The 19,055-nt window shown below is 68.3% G+C and carries 20 protein-coding genes; 4 read left to right on the plus strand and 16 right to left on the minus strand.

Translation table 11 applies throughout. From position 1 onward, the window contains the following. Positions 1-12: 12 nt before the first annotated feature. From dprA to CLV49_RS17020, 8 genes are all read right to left on the minus strand, one after another. On the minus strand, positions 13-1,233 hold the full coding sequence (dprA, locus tag CLV49_RS16985) for a DNA-processing protein DprA (RefSeq protein WP_243696518.1): 1,221 nt from the start codon (positions 1,231-1,233) through the stop codon (positions 13-15). Continuing rightward, positions 1,230-2,765, minus strand: coding sequence for a YifB family Mg chelatase-like AAA ATPase (locus CLV49_RS16990; RefSeq protein WP_106564598.1), 1,536 nt, complete (start codon positions 2,763-2,765; stop codon positions 1,230-1,232). Before CLV49_RS16990 ends, dprA begins: the two co-directional genes overlap by 4 nt. Then, positions 2,765-3,121 (minus strand): YraN family protein, encoded by a 357-nt coding sequence (locus CLV49_RS16995; RefSeq protein WP_106564599.1) that lies wholly within the window; start codon positions 3,119-3,121, stop codon positions 2,765-2,767. The genes CLV49_RS16990 and CLV49_RS16995 overlap by 1 nt, the downstream gene beginning before the upstream one ends. A 153-nt stretch (positions 3,122-3,274) precedes the next feature. Further along, positions 3,275-3,598 (minus strand): DUF2469 domain-containing protein, encoded by a 324-nt coding sequence (locus CLV49_RS17000; protein WP_106565190.1) that lies wholly within the window; start codon positions 3,596-3,598, stop codon positions 3,275-3,277. Positions 3,599-3,608: 10 nt separating this feature from the next. Continuing rightward, the gene (locus tag CLV49_RS17005; protein WP_106564600.1) at positions 3,609-4,253 is read right to left on the minus strand and encodes a ribonuclease HII; all 645 of its coding nucleotides are present in this window, start codon (positions 4,251-4,253) and stop codon (positions 3,609-3,611) included. Between the two features lie 63 nt (positions 4,254-4,316). Continuing rightward, positions 4,317-5,087, minus strand: a complete 771-nt coding sequence (gene lepB / locus CLV49_RS17010; protein ID WP_106564601.1) for a signal peptidase I — start codon at positions 5,085-5,087, stop codon at positions 4,317-4,319. A 78-nt stretch (positions 5,088-5,165) separates the two neighbouring features. Continuing rightward, positions 5,166-5,513 (minus strand): 50S ribosomal protein L19, encoded by a 348-nt coding sequence (gene rplS / locus CLV49_RS17015; protein ID WP_106564602.1) that lies wholly within the window; start codon positions 5,511-5,513, stop codon positions 5,166-5,168. Between the two features lie 155 nt (positions 5,514-5,668). Continuing rightward, the gene (locus tag CLV49_RS17020) at positions 5,669-6,160 is read right to left on the minus strand and encodes a hypothetical protein (RefSeq protein WP_106564603.1); all 492 of its coding nucleotides are present in this window, start codon (positions 6,158-6,160) and stop codon (positions 5,669-5,671) included. Between the two features lie 96 nt (positions 6,161-6,256). Here CLV49_RS17020 and map point away from each other — a divergent pair, with 96 nt between their 5' ends. Next, positions 6,257-7,024, plus strand: coding sequence for a type I methionyl aminopeptidase (gene map / locus CLV49_RS17025; RefSeq protein ID WP_106564604.1), 768 nt, complete (start codon positions 6,257-6,259; stop codon positions 7,022-7,024). A gap of 24 nt (positions 7,025-7,048) precedes the next feature. On the opposite strand, the gene trmD is transcribed toward map, so the two are convergent. From trmD to rpsP, 4 genes are read right to left on the minus strand one after another with little or no spacing between them, the layout of a single operon-like run. Beyond that, positions 7,049-7,738: a tRNA (guanosine(37)-N1)-methyltransferase TrmD gene (gene trmD, locus CLV49_RS17030; protein WP_106564605.1), complete on the minus strand. Its 690-nt coding sequence runs from the start codon at positions 7,736-7,738 to the stop codon at positions 7,049-7,051. A gap of 11 nt (positions 7,739-7,749) precedes the next feature. Next, a complete protein-coding gene (gene rimM / locus CLV49_RS17035; protein WP_243696517.1) occupies positions 7,750-8,415 on the minus strand; it encodes a ribosome maturation factor RimM in 666 nt (221 codons plus the stop codon). Positions 8,416-8,425: 10 nt separating this feature from the next. Next, complete coding sequence (locus CLV49_RS17040; protein WP_106564607.1) at positions 8,426-8,662, minus strand: RNA-binding protein; 237 nt, start codon at positions 8,660-8,662, stop codon at positions 8,426-8,428. A 2-nt stretch (positions 8,663-8,664) separates the two neighbouring features. Then, positions 8,665-9,090 (minus strand): 30S ribosomal protein S16, encoded by a 426-nt coding sequence (gene rpsP, locus CLV49_RS17045; protein WP_106564608.1) that lies wholly within the window; start codon positions 9,088-9,090, stop codon positions 8,665-8,667. Between the two features lie 272 nt (positions 9,091-9,362). On the opposite strand from rpsP, the gene CLV49_RS17050 reads away from it, so the two are divergent. Then, positions 9,363-10,502 (plus strand): glutamate--cysteine ligase, encoded by a 1,140-nt coding sequence (locus CLV49_RS17050; protein WP_106564609.1) that lies wholly within the window; start codon positions 9,363-9,365, stop codon positions 10,500-10,502. Between the two features lie 68 nt (positions 10,503-10,570). On the opposite strand, the gene ffh is transcribed toward CLV49_RS17050, so the two are convergent. Further along, on the minus strand, positions 10,571-12,145 hold the full coding sequence (gene ffh / locus CLV49_RS17055) for a signal recognition particle protein (RefSeq protein ID WP_106564610.1): 1,575 nt from the start codon (positions 12,143-12,145) through the stop codon (positions 10,571-10,573). A gap of 90 nt (positions 12,146-12,235) precedes the next feature. On the opposite strand from ffh, the gene lipB reads away from it, so the two are divergent. Together lipB and lipA are read left to right on the plus strand one after the other, a co-directional pair. After that, positions 12,236-12,868 carry a lipoyl(octanoyl) transferase LipB gene (gene lipB / locus CLV49_RS17060; protein ID WP_106564611.1) on the plus strand — a complete coding sequence of 211 codons (633 nt, stop codon included), beginning with the start codon at positions 12,236-12,238 and terminating at the stop codon, positions 12,866-12,868. Beyond that, a complete protein-coding gene (lipA, locus tag CLV49_RS17065; RefSeq protein WP_106564612.1) occupies positions 12,865-13,872 on the plus strand; it encodes a lipoyl synthase in 1,008 nt (335 codons plus the stop codon). The genes lipB and lipA overlap by 4 nt, the downstream gene beginning before the upstream one ends. A 25-nt stretch (positions 13,873-13,897) precedes the next feature. Here lipA and CLV49_RS17070 read toward each other — a convergent pair whose 3' ends face one another. From CLV49_RS17070 to smc, 3 genes are read right to left on the minus strand one after another with little or no spacing between them, the layout of a single operon-like run. Next, positions 13,898-14,398: a DUF2004 domain-containing protein gene (locus CLV49_RS17070; protein ID WP_106564613.1), complete on the minus strand. Its 501-nt coding sequence runs from the start codon at positions 14,396-14,398 to the stop codon at positions 13,898-13,900. 1 nt (position 14,399) lies between these two features. Then, entirely contained in the window at positions 14,400-15,275 is an 876-nt protein-coding gene (ftsY, locus tag CLV49_RS17075) for a signal recognition particle-docking protein FtsY (RefSeq protein WP_106564614.1), read from the minus strand. A 54-nt stretch (positions 15,276-15,329) separates the two neighbouring features. After that, on the minus strand, positions 15,330-18,863 hold the full coding sequence (gene smc, locus CLV49_RS17080) for a chromosome segregation protein SMC (protein WP_106564615.1): 3,534 nt from the start codon (positions 18,861-18,863) through the stop codon (positions 15,330-15,332). Positions 18,864-19,055 lie beyond the last annotated feature (192 nt).

The raw sequence follows: 19,055 nt of genomic DNA on the forward strand, positions 1-19,055 counted from the left end.
GCACGGGTGTCATCACCTACGCACCCACCCGTCTCCCCTCTCGATGACGGATCCATCGAGATCGAGCAGTCCCAATGCCGATTGAACGTCTCTCGTCGTGAGTCCCGTCGTCGTGACCAGCTCCGCGACGGTCGTCACCCGCCGGAGCCGGAGTGCACCGAGCACGTGGGCGGATGCAGTTGCCCCCACGGCGGACTCGACGACCACAGGGGGTCCCACGAGCTCCGCCATCTCCGCTGCCGTTGTGACGCAGGTGGCATGGTATTCGCGGAGGAGGCGGTGGCACCCCGCCGAGGCGACCGACGTGACGGGACCGGGGACAGCCCCGAGCGGGCGCCCGAGAGAGGCCGCGTGACCCGCCGTGTTCAGGGAGCCACTGCGTGCACCGGCTTCCAGGACGACCGTGGCCGCCGATGCGGCGGCGATCAGACGGTTCCGCTGCAGGAACCGCCACTTGGTCGGAGCGACGCCGCACGGAACCTCCGCGTAGACGGCACCCACCTCGGCTATCCGTGAGATGAGAGACGTATGCCCACTCGGATAGGGGCGGTCGACGCCACCGGCGAGGAACGCGACGGTGGTGCCTCCATCCGCGAGGGCTGCCCGGTGGGCTGCCCCGTCTATCCCGTAGGCCGCACCGGAGATCACGGTGAAACCTCGATCGACGAGCCCACTCGCTGCGTCCATGGTGACGTGTTCGCCGTATCCGGTCGCGGCGCGAGCGCCGACGAGCGCGATCGACCGGTCGAACTCGGCCGCGAGCCTTCTCCCCCGCACCCACAGGGCGGTGGGGCCATGCACCCCGAGATCGTCCAATCGAGTCGGCCACGACGGCGCCCCCGGGGTGGCAAGCCGGGCCCCGGTACGACGCGCAAGATCGATGGACCGCTCGACAGCTGTCGGATCGAGACGCGCCGCCCAGCGTGCTGCGCCGGATCGCCAGGCCGCCACCACAGCCTCGGTCACATCCTCCAGACCGCGTTCGGCGCACAGTGACCGGAGTCTCCGTGTGGCCCCGGAGGACGTGAGAAGCCGCAGGGACGTCGCTGCACCGATCGCTGCGACGACCCCGCCGGCCGCTCCGTCCCCGGGTTCCGCGACACACGACCACGCGGCACGAGCAATGAGATCCTCGCACCAGCCGACGGGGTCGGAGTCGACGGGCTGCGGTCCGTCGGCGATCGCGGCCGCGAGCTCGGCGACGCGATCGTCCGAGAAGCCGAGGAGCGTCACGAGCTGATCCCCTTGCGGAGGAACAGGGCACGACTGACGTCGTCGAGGTCGGGCCGGTCGGCGCCTCGGAGGTCGGCAAGCGTCCATGCCACGCGAAGGACGCGGTCATACCCTCGCATGGTGAGAGCTCCCCGCTCGAGTCCGCGGTCGAGGGGGCGGAGTACGGCAGGTGACAAAGCAACGGAAGACGACCGCAGCCACGAGCCCGGAACATGCGCGTTCAGCGACCACGGAGTGCCCCGAAGTCGATGTCCGGCACGCTCCCGGGCTTCGATCACCCGAGCGCGAGCGGCCGCGGTGGTGGAGACCGGCCGCTCGTCGGCGTTCCGCATCGTCGCGCTCGAGACGCGTCTGACGGTGACCTGCAGGTCGATCCGATCGAGAAGCGGCCCGGAGACTCGTGAGAAGTACCGCCTGATGGCCGACGGCGGGCATTGGCACGAGGACTCTGGCGCGCCGTATTGACCGCATGGGCACGGGTTCGCGGCGAGAATCAGCTGCACACGGGCAGGGAAGCGTGCGATCGCGTTGGCCCGATGGATCGTGATCCATCCTGTCTCGAGCGGCTGCCGAAGACAGTCCAGGACCACTCGAGCGAACTCGGGGGCTTCGTCCAGGAACAGGACGCCGTGACTGGCCCGCGCCACCGCACCCGGTCTGATGAGCCCGCTCCCGCCCCCGACGACGGCGGCAGCGGTGGCCGTGTGATGCGGACTCTCGAATGGTGGCACGGTGTCGAGCGATGCTCCCACCCGCTCACCGCCGAGGGACCGGACGGAGCAGACGTCGAGAGCTGCAGCGGTGGACAGAGGTGGGAGGATGCCGGGCAGTCGTTCGGCCAACATCGTCTTGCCCGACCCGGGCGGGCCGAGGAGGAACAGATGGTGCCCGCCGGCCGCAGCCGTCACGAGCGCCTCGACGGCGTCCTCCTGACCGAGGATGTCGCCGAGTTCGAGCGGCGCTGGTGGAAGACGGGGCGGGGCCGCCGTCGCCTCGAGGACCGGGTGTCCGGGCTCGAGTTCTGCCCCATGCCAGATCGCGGCTGCGCGGAGAGAGTCCACGGCGACCACCTCGATGCCTGGGACCAACGACGCCTCGGCCTGGTTGGCCGCCGGAACCATGACGGTGGCGCGGCCGGCTCGCTGCGCCGCGCGCACGATCGGCAGGATTCCCGGGGTGGGCCGCAACCGGCCGTCGAGACCGAGCTCCCCCGCGTGCACCACCCGAGTGATCGACTCGGCCGGAACGGCTCCGGTCGCCGCGAGGCAGGACAGTGCGATGCCGAGATCGAAGGCCGTCCCGTTCTTGGGGAGCCCGGCCGGCGAGAGGTTGACCGTGATCCGTTGCGGCGGCAGCGTGCAGTCCGAGTTGGCGATCGCCTGCCGGACCCGGCCTTCCGCTTCCGAGATCGCCCGATCCGCGAGCCCGATGATCGTGAACCGTGGCAGTCCGGACGACACGTCCGTCTCCACCTCGACGATCGCCCCCTCGAGCCCGAGAAGACTCACCGCCCATGTGCGCCCCACCGGCATCACATCACCCCCGTGAGGTGCTCGACGACGGCCGGCGCATCCACCGGCGCGACGACGCCGATGACGTCGATACGCAAGAGCGACGCCCCGCCCCCATCTGCCGCGCTCCATTCCGCGGCCAGCGCTCGAAGCCGCGAGAGTTTGCGGAAGGTGATGGCCTCGAACGGGTGGCCTGAGACCACGCTCGTGCGGGTCTTCACCTCGACGATCGCAGTGACCGTCTCCTTCCGAGCGACGATGTCGATCTCGCCGGTTCGGGACCGCCAATTGCGGGCCAGGATCTCGTATCCTGACCGCTCCAGAAAGACGACAGCGAGGTCCTCCCCGCGCCGCCCCAATTCGTCCTTGCGTGCCATGTGCACCTCCGCACACGAGCATGCGGGGAGCCGCGGTCGCGCTCGGTCGGGGTCGCGTGTTCGGTGGAATCCCGGCGGCCTGGGCGTCTGTGGACGACGCTCATAGCGCTCATCGACGACGGAGACCCGTGGGGCGATCCGTCGGCCGCGGCGCTACTCGTCGAGCGCGAGTTCCTTCGGGAGTTCGAAGTCCCGGCTCGAGAGCTCCTCGATGTTGACGTCCTTGAAGGTCAGGACGCGCACCGACTTCACGAAGCGGTCGGAGCGATAGACGTCCCAGACCCAGACGTCTTTCATGGTGATCTCGAAGTAGAAGTCGTGTTCGGTGTCACGACGTACGAACTCGACCTCATTGGCGAGGTAGAAGCGACGCTCCGTCTCGATGACGTAGGCGAACTGGCCGACGATGTCGCGGTACTCGCGGTACAGCGCGAGCTCGACTTCGCGGTCGTAGTCTTCGATCTCTTCCTCGTCCATCGAACCCATCCTAGGCGGTCGCGTGAAGCCAGGTGCGTCGGTGATGGACCGTCGCGCCGACCGCCCCGATCGCCTCGAGGTGCGCCGAACTGCCGTAGCCCTTGTTGCCGGCCCATCCGTAGTCGGGATGCTCGGCGTGACGGGAGATCATCACGCGATCGCGGGCGACTTTCGCTACGACCGACGCCGCGGCGACGGACCCGCAGTCGCGGTCGGCCTTGACTCGGGTGACGATGCGCAGAGGCGTCGAGAGTGAGGCGCTCACGTAGTCGTGGTTGCCGTCGAGCAGCAGCGTGCTCGCGAGCACGTCGACCCCCTGGGCGTGGAGAGACGCGAGGGCCCGCTTCCCCGCGAGGCCCAGGCACCGCATGATGCCGAATTCGTCGATCTCATCGGCCTCGGCGAACCCGACGGCTGTCGCGACGGCCCACTCGATCACGACGGGTTCGAGGAGCTCACGTCGCTTCTCGCTCAGGAGCTTCGAATCACGGACACCATCCGGAAGAGGCGCACACGACGGGGCGACGGCGGCGACACCCACTGCGACCGGACCGGCGATCGCACCTCGCCCCACCTCATCGATGCCGATGACGAGGGGGGCGCCGGCGCCGAACATCTCCCGTTCGACCTCGAGATGCGGAAGGACGACGACCATCAGCGCGCGCTGTCCGTCCGACCGTCCACCTTCGAGCGATAAACGACGTCCCGTCGACCAGCCTCACTCATCGGCGGGATCCGGTACAGCGTCGAAGACCGACGGGTAGTCATCGAGCCATGCCCAGTGCGACATGGGCCAGCTCACCACGAACGCACGACCGACGACGTCGTCGATCGGTACGAAGCCTCCGCCCGGGGTGCTGGTGTTGTAGCGAGAGTCCTTCGAGTTCCATCTGTTGTCCCCCATCACCCAGAGGGAATCCTCCGGGACGACGACGTCGAAGGCGTCTTTCGAGACGGGTGACGACGCATCCGGGAGGAGCACGTAGGGCTCATCGAGCGGGACGCCGTTCACGCTCATCTGTCCCAGGGTGTTGCAACACACCACGTGGTCGCCCGGCAGGCCGATGAGCCGCTTGATGAGGTGCTCGTCATTGTCGGGGGATGTCAGTCCGACCAGGCCGAGCGTCCAATCGATCGCCTCGACGACGGGAGAGCGCTCGGGCTCGGGAGCACTGTCGAGCCAGCCACCTGGATCGCGGAACACGATGACGTCGCCGCGCGAAAGCGGTACGACCTCCGGAACGAGCTGATTCACGATGATGCGATCGTCGATCTGGAGTGTGTTCTGCATCGACCCGGACGGGATGTAGAAGGAGCGGATCAGGAAGGTCTTCACCAGGAAGGAGACGAGGAGCGCCACCACGAAGATGACCAGTAGATCGCGGAGGAAATAGAGGGCGCCGCGTTTGCGAGGACCCTCTCCCGAACGCCGACGGGTACGCCGGGACGAGGTGGACGCATCGTCCACCGAGAGAGTGTTGTCTGTCATTTAACCGCCCGGAGCTCCCCACCAGTGTAACCGTGGGGAGCTCCGTGAAGATGACGCGCAAGGCGTCCGGCGCGTTGCTTACGCGTCGCGCTTCTCCTTGATCTTGGCCTTCTTGCCGCGCAGGTCGCGCAGGTAGTACAGCTTCGCGCGGCGGACGTCTCCACGAGTCACGACCTCGATGTGGTCGATGTTCGGGGAGTGCACGGGGAACGTGCGCTCGACGCCGACCTGGAAGCTCACCTTGCGGACCGTGAACGTCTCACGGACGCCCTCGCCCGAGCGGCCGATGACGACACCCTGGAAGACCTGGATACGCGAGCGGCTGCCCTCGATGATGTTCACGTGCACCTTGACGGTGTCGCCGGCGCGGAAGGCGGGGATGTCCGACTTCAGGGATGCTGCATCGACGGAGTCGAGGATGTGCATGATGATTCACTCTCTGCGACCGCCTCTGGTCGATCGCGCGTTCGGGGTTTCAACGATGAGGTGCGCCCGCTCGATTCACGGAGACCCCCAGAGGCAGGAGCCGAGAGCGGCACAATCATCTATTGTGCCATGCGGACGTCGCGATCCGCAAAGCGTCAGGCGACAGTGCCCCTGTGGGTCTCCTCCACGACGATGACCCGGCCGTCCACGGAATGGGCTCGCGGTGCGCTCGGGGGGCTCGAGGTCATCTGCTCGAACTCGCGGAGAGCGGCACGGGCTCGTGACCGCGTCTCCTCGACGAGCTGCCAGACCGCACCCCAGAACGCGGCGAGTCCGAGGATCACGCCGACCACGGCGATCGCCGAGGTGGCCTCGGTGAAGAGTCCGAAAGCGATGATCGCCACGTGGAGCGCTCCGAGAAGGCCGACATCCAACCAGGAGACCGCGTTGGTGCGCCGCACTCCCGCCCGCATGTAGACGATGACGCCCACGATCGTGAGGAACACGAACAGGAGGGGTGCGAGGAGGAGCAGGCCGACGAAGGACCATCCGCTTCCGCTCGACACGCCCCAGCCGACGAAGAGCCAGAGCGGGAGCACGAGGGCGGCGATGAACTGCCAGTAGAAGAACGTGCGTCGCAACAGCATGAGCCGATTCTAGGATCGGCCGCTGGGAGTTGGCGGGGCGTCGGCTGTGTCGGGGCCCCCTCCCGCGGCCTGTCAGAATGGACGAGGAGGTAACTGATGATCGAATTGCGCACGCCCGCCGAGATCGAGGAGATGCGACCGGCCGGACGCTTCGTCGCCGACGTCCTCACGCGGCTCGCAGCCGAGGCGGCCGTCGGAGTGAACCTCCTCGAGCTCGACGCGCTCGCCCACGAGATGATCACACAGCGTGGCGCGACCTCGTGCTACATCGACTACCACCCGTCGTTCGGCGCCATGCCTTTCGGCAAGGTCCTCTGCACCTCGGTGAACGATGCCGTGCTTCACGGCCTCCCCTTCGACTACAGGCTCCGCGACGGCGATCTCGTGAGCCTCGACTTCGCCGCGTCCGTCGACGGCTGGGTCGCAGACTCCGCCGTGAGTGTCGTCGTCGGCCGCGCACGGCCAGAGGACGCCCGCCTCATCGAGGTGACGACGGCCGCTCTCGACGCCGGGATCGCCGCAGCGCAATCAGGCTCGAAGGTCGGCGACATCTCCGCCGCGATCGCGGCCGTCGCGACCTCCGCCGGCTACTCGATCAACACCGACTTCGGTGGACACGGCGTCGGTCGCACCATGCACGGCGACCCGCACATCCCGAACAACGGGCGCGCCGGCCGCGGCTACCCGCTGCGACCCGGCCTCGTCGTCGCCGTGGAACCGTGGTTCCTGCAGTCGACGGACGAGATCTACACGGACAAGGACGGGTGGACCCTGCGAAGCGCCGACGGCTCGCGAGGCGCTCACATGGAGCACACGATCGCGATCACCGACGACGGCCCGATCGTCCTCACGGCGCGGGGCTGACGTCCTTCTCGCCCACCGGCGGGATCAGGAGGGCGGGAGCAGGTCGGGCCTGACGCGTCGCGTGCGCTCCTCACTCGCCGCGTGCCGCCAATCGGCGATCGCCCCATGGTTGCCGCTCAGGAGGACATCGGGCACGGAAAGGCCTCGCCACTCCTTCGGCTTGGTGTAGGACGGGTACTCGAGGAGACCGGCTTCGTGAGACTCCTCGACGAGGCTCTCCGGGTTTCCGACGACGCCGGGGACGAGACGGATGATCGCCTCGAGCATCGCCACGACGGCGACCTCTCCGCCGTTGAGCACGTAGTCTCCGATGCTCACCAGCCGCGTCCGAGCGCGCGCCGCCGTGTGATCGAACACTCGCTGATCTATTCCCTCGTAGCGGCCGCAGCCGAACACGAGGTGCGATTCTGCGCTCAGCTCCCTCGCCATGGCCTGGGAGAAGACCTCCCCGGCCGGCGACGGGAAGATCACGAGAGGATCGTCGGCGCCGTCGAGGATCCCGTCGAGTGCCTCGCCCCACGGCTCCGGCCGCATGACCATACCCGCACCGCCGCCGTACGGGGTGTCGTCGACGGTCCGGTGGCGGTCATGGGTGTGATCGCGGAGATCGTGGATCGTCCACGACACGGTGCCGCCCCGACGGGCGCGGCCGAGCAACGAGATGTCCAGGGTGTCGAAGAACTCGGGGAAGATCGTCACCACGTCGAAACGCATGGCGCTCCTCCTCAGCCTTCGGGCTTGTGCTCCGGCGACGCGTCGCCGTCGGGCTCGCCCTGGCTCTCGTCGGAGACGGCCTCCGGGGCGTCGCTGTCGGCTGCGTCGCTGTCGGCTGCGTCGGCTTCCGTTGTATCGGCGTCGGCGTTCATCTCGAAGAGACCCGGAGGAGGCGTCACGATGACCGTGCCGGCCACGACATCGACGGAGGGCACGATGGCCGAGACGAAGGGAACGAGGACCTCGCCGGCCGGCGTGGTGACGACGAGGAGGTCCTGCGCCGGGAAGTGGTCGACGCGGGCTACTCGACCGACCTCGTCATCGCCGTGAAGGACACGGAGGCCGACGAGCTGGTGGTCGTACCACGCGTTCTCCTCCTCGGGGAGCGCGTCGGGATCGAGCGAGACCCAGAGGATCGCCTTGACGAGAGTCTCGGCGGCCGTGCGGTCGTCGATTCCGACGAAGAAAGCCACGGGCTGCTGGTTGTACCAGCGGAGCTCGGCCAGTTCGATCGACTTTCCCGACCACGGGGAGTCCGCGGGGACCTGAAGCGAGAAAGTGGCTCCGGGAGTGAAGCGCGTCGACGGGTCGTCCGTGTAGAGCTCGACCTTGAGAGCGCCCTTCAGGCCATGCGCTTTGGTGAGCCGACCGACGCGCAGTTCGGTCTTGCGATCCACGTCCGCCACGTCAGGCGTCGGTGTCGACGACGTCGACGCGCACGCGCCGTCCGTCGGCGAGAGCCGTGATGAGCGTGCGGAGCGCCTTCGCGGTGCGGCCCGAACGACCGATCACGCGGCCGAGGTCCTCGGGGTTCACGTGAACCTCGAGGACCTCACCGCGTGCGGTGTTCTGTTCGACCACGCGGACGTCGTCGGGATTGTCGACGATCCCCTTGACGAGGTGTTCGAGCGCGGGTCCGAGCAACGTCAGGCCTTGTCTGCGTCGGCGGCCTCTGCGGGCGCCTCGGTCTCGGCGGCCTCCGGAGCGGGAGCGGCCTTCGGCTCCGACTTGGGCTTGAGGACCGGCTTCTTCTTCTCGTCGGCGACGAAGGCGACCTTCGCCTCCTTGACCTTGACGGTCGAGACGGCGTCCTTGTCGCCCTTGAAGCGACCCCAGTCGCCCGTGAGCTTGAGGATCGCGGCGACCTGCTCGGTCGGCTGAGCGCCGACGGAGAGCCAGTACTGCGCGCGCTCGGAGTCGACCTCGATGAACGAGGGCTCCTCGGTGGGGTGGTACTTGCCGATCTCTTCGATCACGCGGCCGTCGCGCTTGGTGCGCGAGTCGGCGACGACGATGCGGTAGTAGGGCGCGCGGATCTTACCGAGGCGCTTGAGACGGATCTTGACGGACAAACGATGCTCCTGATGTGTATGAGATGTCGTATGAACTGCCGCCGTGAGCGTGGGGGCACACTCGGCATGAGCTCGAGGGGACGCAGCCGGACCGGATAGAGGGTCGGGCACGGCGCATCCAACTCTGTATTCTGTCACGACGCGAGCGCTCGTCCTAATCCCGGGGTCGTCGCCGACACGGGAGGCAACAGCCGTCCGCGCCGTCCGCGAAAGCCGGTCGACGCATGGAAGGATGGCGACGACGCCAGCCAGCCCACCGGAAGGGGCACAACGTGCAGATCGAGTTCGCTTCGTCGGAACGCTCGACGATCGGTCTCGAGTGGGAGCTCGCGCTGGTCGACGCCGAGACGGGAGAGCTCCGCTCCATCGCCGACGAGGTCCTCGAAGGACTCAAGCAACCAGACGGATCGGACCACCCGCACATCACGGGTGAGCTCCTCCTCAATACCGTCGAACTCGTGAGCGGAGTGCACCACGACGTCCCTTCGGCCGTCCGGGACCTCGAGGGGCAGATCGCCGAGGTGAGGGAGATCATCGATCCCCTCGGTGTGGAGCTCATCGCGAGCGGTTCTCACCCGTTCGGGCAGTGGTTCGACCAGCCGGTCACGGACAAGCCCCGGTACCACAAGCTCATCGACCGCACCCAGTGGTGGGGACGCAACATGATGATCTGGGGTGTCCACACCCACATCGGCATCGAGGACCGTGACAAGGTGATGCCGCTCCTCGACGCCCTGCTGACGTGGTCGCCCCACGTCCAGGCCCTGTCGTCGTCCAGCCCGTTCTGGGCCGGGGTCGACACCGGGTACCCGTCCAATCGTGCGCTCATGTTCCAGCAGCTTCCGACGGCCGGCCTGCCGTATCAGCTCCGCGAGTGGGGCGACTTCGAGCGCTATGTCGACGACATGTCGAAGACCGGGATCGTCGAGGACGTCACCGAGGTCCGCTGGGACATCCGGCCGGCTCCCCGCTGGGGCACCCTCGAGTTCCGGGCGTGCGACAGCACCTCGACCCTCACCGAGTTCGGGGCCGTCGCCGCCCTCATCCACTGCCTCACGGAGGACCTCTCGTCCGCTCTCGACCGCGGAGAGTCACCCACGACCCTCGCGCCATGGTACGTCCGCGAGAACAAGTGGCGCGCCGCGCGGTACGGCCTCGACGCCGAGCTCATCGTCGGCTCGGACGGACGGGAGTCTCTCGTCTCCGACGACCTGCGCTCACTCGTGCAGACGCTCGCTCCGACGGCCGAGCGGCTAGGGTGCTCGGCCGAGCTCGCCTCGATCGGCGACATCCTCGACGCCGGCGCGAGCTCGCAGCGTCAGCAGCGGGTGGCCGCGGCGAACGGCGGCGATCTGACGGCCGTGGTCCGTTCCCTCGCTCACGAGCTGCGACACGGAATCGCTCCGGCCTGACATTCACCCCTGCCTGACACTCTCCCCGGCCTGACACTCACCGGCAGGCGACGGAGCGGCGCCGAGGCTCAGCCGCGACCGAGGAACTTCTGCAATGCGGCGAGCTCATCCTCCGACGGGGCACCGGCCGGAGCCGCGCCACCGGATCCGAGCCCGAAGCCCGAACCGGAGCCCGGCTGCGGCGCGGCAGCGAGAGCACCGGAGTTCTCTGCCGCCCGCTTGGCGGGGTTGCCCGACCGCGAGCCACCGGACTTCTTCTTCGCCTTGGCCGACTGCTTCCGCGATGCTCCGCCGTGAGCGCCAGGGATCGGCCCCATGCCGGGCATCTGGGGCACTCCCCCGCGGGCGACGGTCTTCATCATCTTCGCCGCTTGCTCGAACCGCTGGACGAGCTGATTGACCTCGGTCACGCTCGTGCCGGCGCCGCGGGCGATACGCAGGCGGCGGGAGCCGTTCAGGAGCTTCGCATTGCGTCTCTCCGCCGGAGTCATCGACTGGATGATGGCCTCGGTCCGCACGATCTCGCGCTCGTCGAACGAGTCGAGCTGCTCTCGCATCGCTCCGGCGCCCGGGAGCATGCCGATCATCTTCTTGATCGAGCCCATGTTGCGCAACTGCTGCATCTGCTTGAGGAAGTCCTCGAGCGTGAACGTGTCCGTCGCGAACTTCTCCGCGACCTTGCGGGCCTCCTCCTCGTCGAAGGCCTCCTGGGCCTGCTCGATGAGGGTGAGGATGTCACCGAGGTCGAGGATGCGGGACGCCATCCGGTCCGGGTGGAACGGCTCGAAGTCGTCGAGGCCCTCACCCGTGGAGGCGAAGATGATGGGGCGGCCCGTCACGGAGGCGACGGACAGAGCCGCTCCACCGCGGGCATCGCCGTCGAGCTTGGAGAGGACGACACCCGTGAAGTCCACGCCGTCCTGGAACGCCTTGGCGGTGTTGACCGCGTCCTGGCCGATCATCGCGTCGATCACGAAGAGGACCTCGTCAGGGTCCACCGCCTTGCGGATGTTGGCGGCCTGCTTCATGAGCTCCGCGTCGACGCCGAGTCGACCGGCCGTGTCCACGATGACCGTGTCGTACTGGCGCGAACGGGCGTAGGCGACGCCGTCCTTGGCGACCTTCACCGGGTTTCCGACGCCGTTGCCCGGCTCGGGTGCGAAGACGGCGACACCGGCCTGCTCAGCGACGACGGACAGCTGCGTGACAGCGTTCGGACGCTGGAGGTCGGCCGCGACGAGGAGCGGCGTGTGCCCGTCCTTCGCGAGCCACTTCGCGAGCTTGCCCGCGAGCGTCGTCTTACCGGCGCCCTGGAGACCCGCGAGCATGATGACCGTCGGCGGGTTCTTCGCGAACTCGAGGCGGCGCTGTTGCCCGCCGAGGATCGCGACCAGCTCCTCGTTGACGATCTGGACGACCTGCTGAGCCGGGTTGAGCGCCTTGTTGACCTCGTCGCCGAGAGCCCGTTCCCGGATGCGCGAGGTGAAGTCCTTGACGACATCGAATGCGACGTCGGCCTCCAGCAGCGCCCGGCGGATCTCACGAACGGTGCCGTCGACGTCCGACGCCGACAGGGTGCCCTTCTTGCGCAGGTTCTTGAAGGTGTCCGCGAGGCGGTCGGAGAGATTTCCAAAGGTAGCCATGAGACCTCCAGTTTACCGGTCGATGAGCGCGCCTCCTCATCGTCGCGTGTCGTATTTGTGTACTGGATACATTAATTGCAGACTTGGCCCATGACCGATGTGCTTCTCGCGGGTTTCGCTCCGCACACGCTCCCATACGCCGACGGACTCCGGCTGCAACGCGAGATCCATGCAGAGGTGGTCGCCGGGGTCCGGCCAGAGACTGTCATCCTCTGCGAACACGACTCGGTCTACACCGCCGGGAGCCGCACGGAACCAGGCGACCTGCCCCGCGACGGGAGCCCCGTCATCGACGTCGACAGAGGCGGCCGCATCACGTGGCACGGTCCCGGACAGCTCGTCGGCTACCCCATCGTCAGACTGGCGGAGTACCGAGACGTCGTCGGTCACGTCCGTCGCCTCGAACAGGTCATGATCGACGTCGCCGCGCAGGTCGGCGTCGTCGGCATCCGGATCACCGGCAGGTCCGGCGTCTGGGTCGACTCCCCCACAGGCGCCGTCAAGATCGGTGCTGTGGGCGTGCGCGTCGTCTCCGGCACCACCCTCCACGGGTTCGCCCTCAACTGCTCCAACTCACTAGCGGCCTACGACACGATCGTGCCGTGCGGGATCTCCGACGCCGGTGTGTCCACGCTGTCGATCGTGGCAGGACGGCGCATGGTGCCCGCAGATGTGGCGGACATGGTCACCGCCGCCTTCGCTTCCGAGCAGGTGCCCGCATGACCGCGGCGCCCGACGGCCGCCGACTCCTCCGTATCGAGGCGCGGAACGCCGAGACACCGATCGAGCGGAAGCCCGAGTGGATCAAGACACGAGCACGGATGGGGCCGGAGTACCGGCAACTCCGTGAACTGGTGTCGAGCCAGAGTCTCAACACGGTCTGTCAGGAAGCCGGCTGCCCGAACATCTACGAGTGCTGGGAGGACCGCGAGGCGACCTTCCTCATCGGCGGGTCCCAATGCACTCGTCGCTGCGACTTCTGCCAGATCGACACCGGGAAACCGGCCGCCTACGACACGGGCGAGCCGACGCGTGTGGCCGTCTCGGTGCGGCGTATGGGACTGCGGTACGCGACGGTCACGGGCGTCGCGCGCGACGATCTTCCGGACGAGGGCGCATGGTTGCACGCCGAGACGGTGCGACGGATCCACGCGATGAACCCGGGAACGGGCGTCGAGATCCTCGCGACAGACTTCTCGGGAGATCCCGCCCTGCTCGACGTGGTCTTCGAATCCATGCCCGAGGTCTTCGCACACAACGTCGAGACCGTTCCGCGTCTCTTCTCACGCATCCGGCCGGCGTTCCGCTACGAGCGCTCGCTCGGCGTCATCACCCGAGCGAGGGACGCCGGTCTCGTGACGAAATCGAACCTCATCCTCGGGATGGGCGAGGAGCGGGCCGAGGTGTCCGAGGCGTTGCGCGACCTGCACGAGGCGGGGTGCGACATCATCACGGTCACCCAGTACCTGCGCCCGACTCCGCGCCATCTACCGGTCGCCCGCTGGGTGACCCCGCAGGAGTTCGTCGAGATCCGCGAAGAGGCCGAGCAGATCGGCTTCGCCGGGGTGCTCGCCGGACCGCTCGTGCGCTCCTCGTATCGCGCCGGCCGCCTGTGGGCGCGGACGATGCTCGCTCACGGTCGCGAGGTGCCTGAGGCCCTCAGACATCTCGCCGACGCCGGCGGTTTCCGACAGGAGGCCACCGTGTCGGCCGGCACCCCGGCCTGACGGCCGAGGCGAACGACAGCTGGGATCAGTCCTGGATCTCCGTGTCGACCATCTCGCCGGTGCGGTTGATCGAGGCGACGAGGAACTCTTCGCTGAGGTCCTCACCCAGGGTGTATTCGAGCACCGCGAAGACGTCGTCCGTACCGCGGGACAGTGGACGGAACTCGATCCTCGACACGATGAGCGAACGGAGGACGTCCATCGGGAGATCGCCGGACGAGTCGGTGAGCACGTCGTGGATCGCGTCCCCGAGTTCCTCGATGAGGGCGTCGACGTACGTCACCGTCACGGACGAGCGGTCACCCAGCTCGGCGACCATCGATTCCCGGGTCTCGCGATCGATCCCGTCCAGCGAGAGGATCATGGCCTGGACGAGGTCGAGGTCCTCCTCACGCAGATCGCCGGCATCCTCGGCGACGAGCGAGACGTCGACGGAGAGGTCGCCGAGCTCGACGTTCTCCGACCAGTAGGCGCTCCCGTCGCTCGATGCCTCGACGACGCCGAAGAAGTCGTGTTCCACTGCCATGTCAGCCCACCAGTTTCTGTGCGAACACGTGGGGCGTGAATCCCGTGAGGTCCCCGATGCCCTCACCCTGCCCCACGAGCTTGATCGGGATGCCAGTCTGCTCCTGCACGGCGAGGACGAATCCGCCCTTGGCGGAACCGTCGAGCTTCGTGATGACGAGGCCCGTCACACCCGCGTGCTCGATGAACGCCTGCGCCTGCATGAGGCCGTTCTGGCCGGTGGTCGCGTCGAGGACGAGGAGCACCTCGGCCACCGGAGCCTGCTTCTCCACGACGCGGCGGATCTTCGTGAGCTCGTCCATGAGCCCACCCTTCGTGTGGAGCCGGCCGGCGGTGTCGATGAGAACGATCTCGGTACCGGTGCGCTGGGCGAACTCCACCGTCTGGTAAGCGACCGACGCGGGGTCCTGACCCTGCTGCTGCGGGCGCACGATCTGCGCGCCGCCCCGCTCGGCCCAGGTGGCGAGCTGGTCGACGGCAGCCGCGCGGAAGGTGTCGGCCGCACCGACGACCACCGTGCGTCCGTACGTTCCCAGGAAGCGCGCGAACTTGCCGATCGTCGTGGTCTTGCCCACGCCGTTCACACCGACGACGAGGACCACGGCAGGCCGGTCCGTCAGCCGCAACGTCGTGTCGTACTTCGACAGCCGCTCCTCGATGGTCTCCCGCAGCATGCGCTGGAGGTCGCGGGGATCGGTCGTACGGAACCGCTCGACGTTGGCGCGCAGCTCAGCGATGACCGCCTCCGTGACATCGGGACCGAAGTCGGCGCCGATGAGGGCGTTCTCGAGATCGTCCCACGTGTCCTCGGTGATCGTCGGACGTTGGAACATGCCGCGCAGGGCCCCGCTGAGGGACCACGGAGTGCGTTCTGCCATCCTCCCAGCCTACCGGGGGCCGGGCTCGCGAATCGTCGACGGTGGACGACGGCGTCAGGAGGCGCGCTCCTCCACGACCCGCTGACCGACGACGGCGGACACGCCGTCCTGGCGCATGGAGACGCCGTAGAGGGCGTCGGCGATCTCCATGGTGCGCTTCTGGTGGGTGATCACGATGAGCTGGCTCGTCTCCCGGAGATCCTCGAAGATCGCGAGGAGTCGGCCGAGGTTCGCGTCGTCGAGGGCCGCCTCCACCTCGTCCATGATGTAGAACGGGCTCGGGCGAGCCTTGAAGATGGCGATCAGAAGCGCGACGGCGGCGAGCGACCGTTCTCCGCCGGAGAGCAGCGACAGCCGCTCGATCTTCTTGCCGGCGGGCTTCACGCTCACCTCGATGCCCGTCGTGAGCAGGTTCTCGGGGTCGGTGAGCCGGATGCTGCCCGTACCGCCCGGGAACAGGACGGGGAAGACCTCGCCGAATGCCGTACGGGTGTCCTCGAACGCCGCCTCGAAGATGACCTGCATCTTCTCGTCGAGCTCCTCGATGATCGTCACGAGATCCGCTCGGGTCTTGGTGAGATCGGTGAGCTGCTCGGTGAGGAAGGTGTGACGCTGCTCGAGAGCCGCGAACTCCTCGAGCGCGAGCGGATTGACCCGGCCGAGTTGCGCGAGCTTCCGCTCGGCCTGTTCGAATCGGCGTTGCTGCTGCTGGCGCTCGAACGGCACGCTCGGTCGATTCCCGTTCTCGTCCGGCTCGGCGTCGGCGACCGGGATCTCGACGTCCGGTCCGTACTCCGCGACGAGGACGTCTTCGACGAGGCCCAGTTCCGACCCAGCGCGCTCGAGGAGCCCTGAGAGGTGGAGCTTCTTCTCGTAGATCTGCAGCTCGAGGCCGTGGACGCTCTCCGTGATGGCCTGGAGCCGCTCACGAAGGGCCTGCTCCTCCCGTCGCAGCCGACCGAGCTCCTCGTTCTGGCTCGAGCGGTCGGCCTCCGCGCGCGACAGGACGAGCCGGGCTTCGGCGACGGAACGATCGAGCGACGACAGGACGGCGGGGAGGGCATCGACCACCCGCCGGGCCGTGTCCATCTGGCGCCGACGGACGACCGCCCGGCGCGCGGCCTGCTCCGCCGCCTGACGTTCCGCGGCGCGACGCCGTTCGAGCGCCTGGACGCGCTCCTGCTCGGCCCGGATGCGCTCGCGCGCCGTCTCGACCTCGAGTCGCGCCTCCACCTCACGCTCCCGAGCCTGCTCGAATTCCGCAGACAGTGCGTCGCGGGCGGACACGTCGAGGATCGGCCGGGGACGAGAACGCGCCGTCTCGAGTTCCGCCTTCGCGCGGTCGGCCGCGGACTCGGCCGCGGAGAGCTGCTCGGCGGACAGATCGAAGGCGACGACGAGACGATCGAACTCGGCGGCGGATGCCTCGGCCTGCACACGAGCCCTGTTGACCTTCTCGGTCTCGGCAGCGAGCTGCGCGTCGTATTCGCGCAGCGCGCCGAGGGCGAGCTGGGAGCGCTCCTTCGCGGCCGACACGGCGGCCCGCTGCTCCGCGAGCTCGAACCGTTCCTCGTCGATGGTGCGCTCCACCACGGTGAGACGCTCGGCAGCGGCGTCGCGTTCCGCGACGAGCTCGATACGGCCCTGTTCTCCGCCGGAGCCGCCTCGCAAAAGGTGCTCCGTGAGCACCTCCCCCGCTCGCGTCACGATCGTGACCGGCACGCCGTCCATGGCCGCACGCAGCGTCGGCATCGCCGCACGCGCTGCGGCGATGCCGTCGGCGACGCCCACATACGCGAGCAGACCCATCACCCCGTCGGGAGCCGTCACGACGGACGAGGCCGGGGTCACACCGTCGACCTCCGGCCACGCGGCGGATGGCGCATGCGCGTCGCCGATGACGACCTCGACGCGGCCGAGGTCGTCATCCGTCGCACGCGTCACGGCCGCGACGGCCGCGTCAATGTCCTCGGCGAGGACGGCCTCCGCCGTCGATCCGAGGGCGGCGGCGATCGCCGTCTCGAATCCGGACGACACCTGGACGGAGTCGCCGACGATCCCCCGGATGCCCGGCAGCGACGCCCTGATGAGGTCGGACGCGCCGTCCTTCACCTCGAGCGCCCGACCGAGGGCACGCACCTGGGCGGTGAGAGCATCCCGCTCGCGTTCGTGGCCGTGCAACTGTTCGCGCAGACGATCGATCTCGGCTTCGGCCTCGAACACCTCCCCCTGAGCGAGTTCGTACGCCTCGTCGAGACCGCTGTCCCCCAGGTCGCGGAGCGGCGACTCTTCATCGATCCGCGCGAGCGTGCTCGCCGCTTCGTCTCGTCGCACCTCGGCCTGATCGATGGCGTTCTGCTGGCGCAGTCGTTCACCGCGCACGGCGGCGAGTCGACTGGCGGCGGTGTCGGCCTGACCGACGAGCTTCGTGATCTCGAGATCGTGCCGGGACACGAGCGCACTCTGCGCGGCGATCTCCTCGTCGATCGCGTCGAGGCGCGCTCGAGCGGACGACGTCGCCGTGCGCGCCGCGGTCCACGCCGCCTCCGCGCCGGCGAGTCCGCCCTGCAGTTCGACGACGAGGGCGGCGGCCCGCGCAACGGCCTCTGGCGTCACGCCCTCGGTGAGCTCCGTCGGTTCGGCCTCGGCCCCGAGGAGCGCGAGTTTCTGGGTCGCGAGCGTGTAGAGCCCTCGGGTGCGCTCCTGGATGGACTCGAGCGCGAAGCTCGTGCGGCGCGCACCGTCCACGGCATCACTCTGCTGCTCCTGCTCGATGCGCGCGATGCGGAGAGTCTTCTGCTCCAGCTGCTCCTGCAGGACGATCCGCTCGGTGTGCCGCTCCGACTCGTTGCGGGAGAAGTCCTCGAGTTGCCGGCGGAGGCCCACGACCTCGTCGGCGAGCAGGCGGGCACGGGCGTCGCGGACGACGGCGGCGATCGTCTGGGCCTCCCGTGCGACCTCGGCCTGGCGGCCGAGCGGCTTGAGCTGACGACGGATCTCGCTAGCGAGATCGCTCAACCTCGTGAGATTCGTCTGCATGGCCTCGAGCTTGCGGACCGTCTTCTCCTTGCGGCGACGGTGCTTGAGGATGCCGGCGGCCTCCTCGATGAATCCGCGACGCTCCTCGGGGCTCGCGCGGAGCACGGCGTCCAGCTGCCCCTGCCCGACGATGACGTGCATCTCCCGGCCGAGGCCCGAGTCGGAGAGCAGTTCCTGCACGTCGAGGAGGCGGCAGCTCTCGCCGTTGATCGCGTATTCACTGCCGCCGTTGCGGAACAGCGTTCGGCTGATCGTGACCTCGGTGTACTCGATGGGCAGCGCGCCGTCTGAGTTGTCGATCGTGAGCGTGACCTCGGCGCGACCAAGCGGTCCCCTCGTCGAGGTACCCGCGAAGATGACGTCCTCCATCTTGCCGCCGCGGAGGGTCTTCGCGCCCTGCTCCCCCATGACCCAGGCGAGAGCGTCGACCACGTTGGATTTGCCCGAGCCGTTCGGCCCGACGACGCACGTCACGCCCTGCTCGAAGGCGAACGTCGTAGGGGACGCGAACGACTTGAAACCCTTGAGCGTGAGGCTCTTCAAGTACACGCGCGCTGTCCCTTCGGCCGATCCGTCGCGATCGATTCGGGTCTACGGTAGCCGACCCCCGGCGCGGCGCCCCGCTCCCACGCTGCGAGCGACGGAGCGGCGCCGTCGATCGCCGGTCGAGGACACTGGTCGGCGATCGGTGCTGGATGTATCCTGATCGGCTGCCCGCGCGGGCCGCGGATGGAGGAACGT

Origin of the sequence: Labedella gwakjiensis, from assembly GCF_003014675.1 — a bacterium.
Classification (GTDB): domain Bacteria; phylum Actinomycetota; class Actinomycetes; order Actinomycetales; family Microbacteriaceae; genus Labedella; species Labedella gwakjiensis.

Bases quoted from the DNA above. Each gene is read 5' to 3' on its own strand.
- CLV49_RS16990 (WP_106564598.1), bottom strand. From the start codon at position 2,765: ATGCCGGTGGGGCGCACATGGGCGGTGAGTCTTCTCGGGCTCGAGGGG.
- CLV49_RS16995 (WP_106564599.1), bottom strand. From the start codon at position 3,121: ATGGCACGCAAGGACGAATTGGGGCGGCGCGGGGAGGACCTCGCTGTC.
- CLV49_RS17000 (WP_106565190.1), bottom strand. From the start codon at position 3,598: ATGGACGAGGAAGAGATCGAAGACTACGACCGCGAAGTCGAGCTCGCG.
- CLV49_RS17005 (WP_106564600.1), bottom strand. From the start codon at position 4,253: ATGGTCGTCGTCCTTCCGCATCTCGAGGTCGAACGGGAGATGTTCGGC.
- lepB (WP_106564601.1), bottom strand. From the start codon at position 5,087: ATGACAGACAACACTCTCTCGGTGGACGATGCGTCCACCTCGTCCCGG.
- rplS (WP_106564602.1), bottom strand. From the start codon at position 5,513: ATGCACATCCTCGACTCCGTCGATGCAGCATCCCTGAAGTCGGACATC.
- CLV49_RS17020 (WP_106564603.1), bottom strand. From the start codon at position 6,160: ATGCTGTTGCGACGCACGTTCTTCTACTGGCAGTTCATCGCCGCCCTC.
- map (WP_106564604.1), top strand. From the start codon at position 6,257: ATGATCGAATTGCGCACGCCCGCCGAGATCGAGGAGATGCGACCGGCC.
- trmD (WP_106564605.1), bottom strand. From the start codon at position 7,738: ATGCGTTTCGACGTGGTGACGATCTTCCCCGAGTTCTTCGACACCCTG.
- ffh (WP_106564610.1), bottom strand. From the start codon at position 12,145: ATGGCTACCTTTGGAAATCTCTCCGACCGCCTCGCGGACACCTTCAAG.
- lipB (WP_106564611.1), top strand. From the start codon at position 12,236: ATGACCGATGTGCTTCTCGCGGGTTTCGCTCCGCACACGCTCCCATAC.
- lipA (WP_106564612.1), top strand. From the start codon at position 12,865: ATGACCGCGGCGCCCGACGGCCGCCGACTCCTCCGTATCGAGGCGCGG.
- CLV49_RS17070 (WP_106564613.1), bottom strand. From the start codon at position 14,398: ATGGCAGTGGAACACGACTTCTTCGGCGTCGTCGAGGCATCGAGCGAC.
- ftsY (WP_106564614.1), bottom strand. From the start codon at position 15,275: ATGGCAGAACGCACTCCGTGGTCCCTCAGCGGGGCCCTGCGCGGCATG.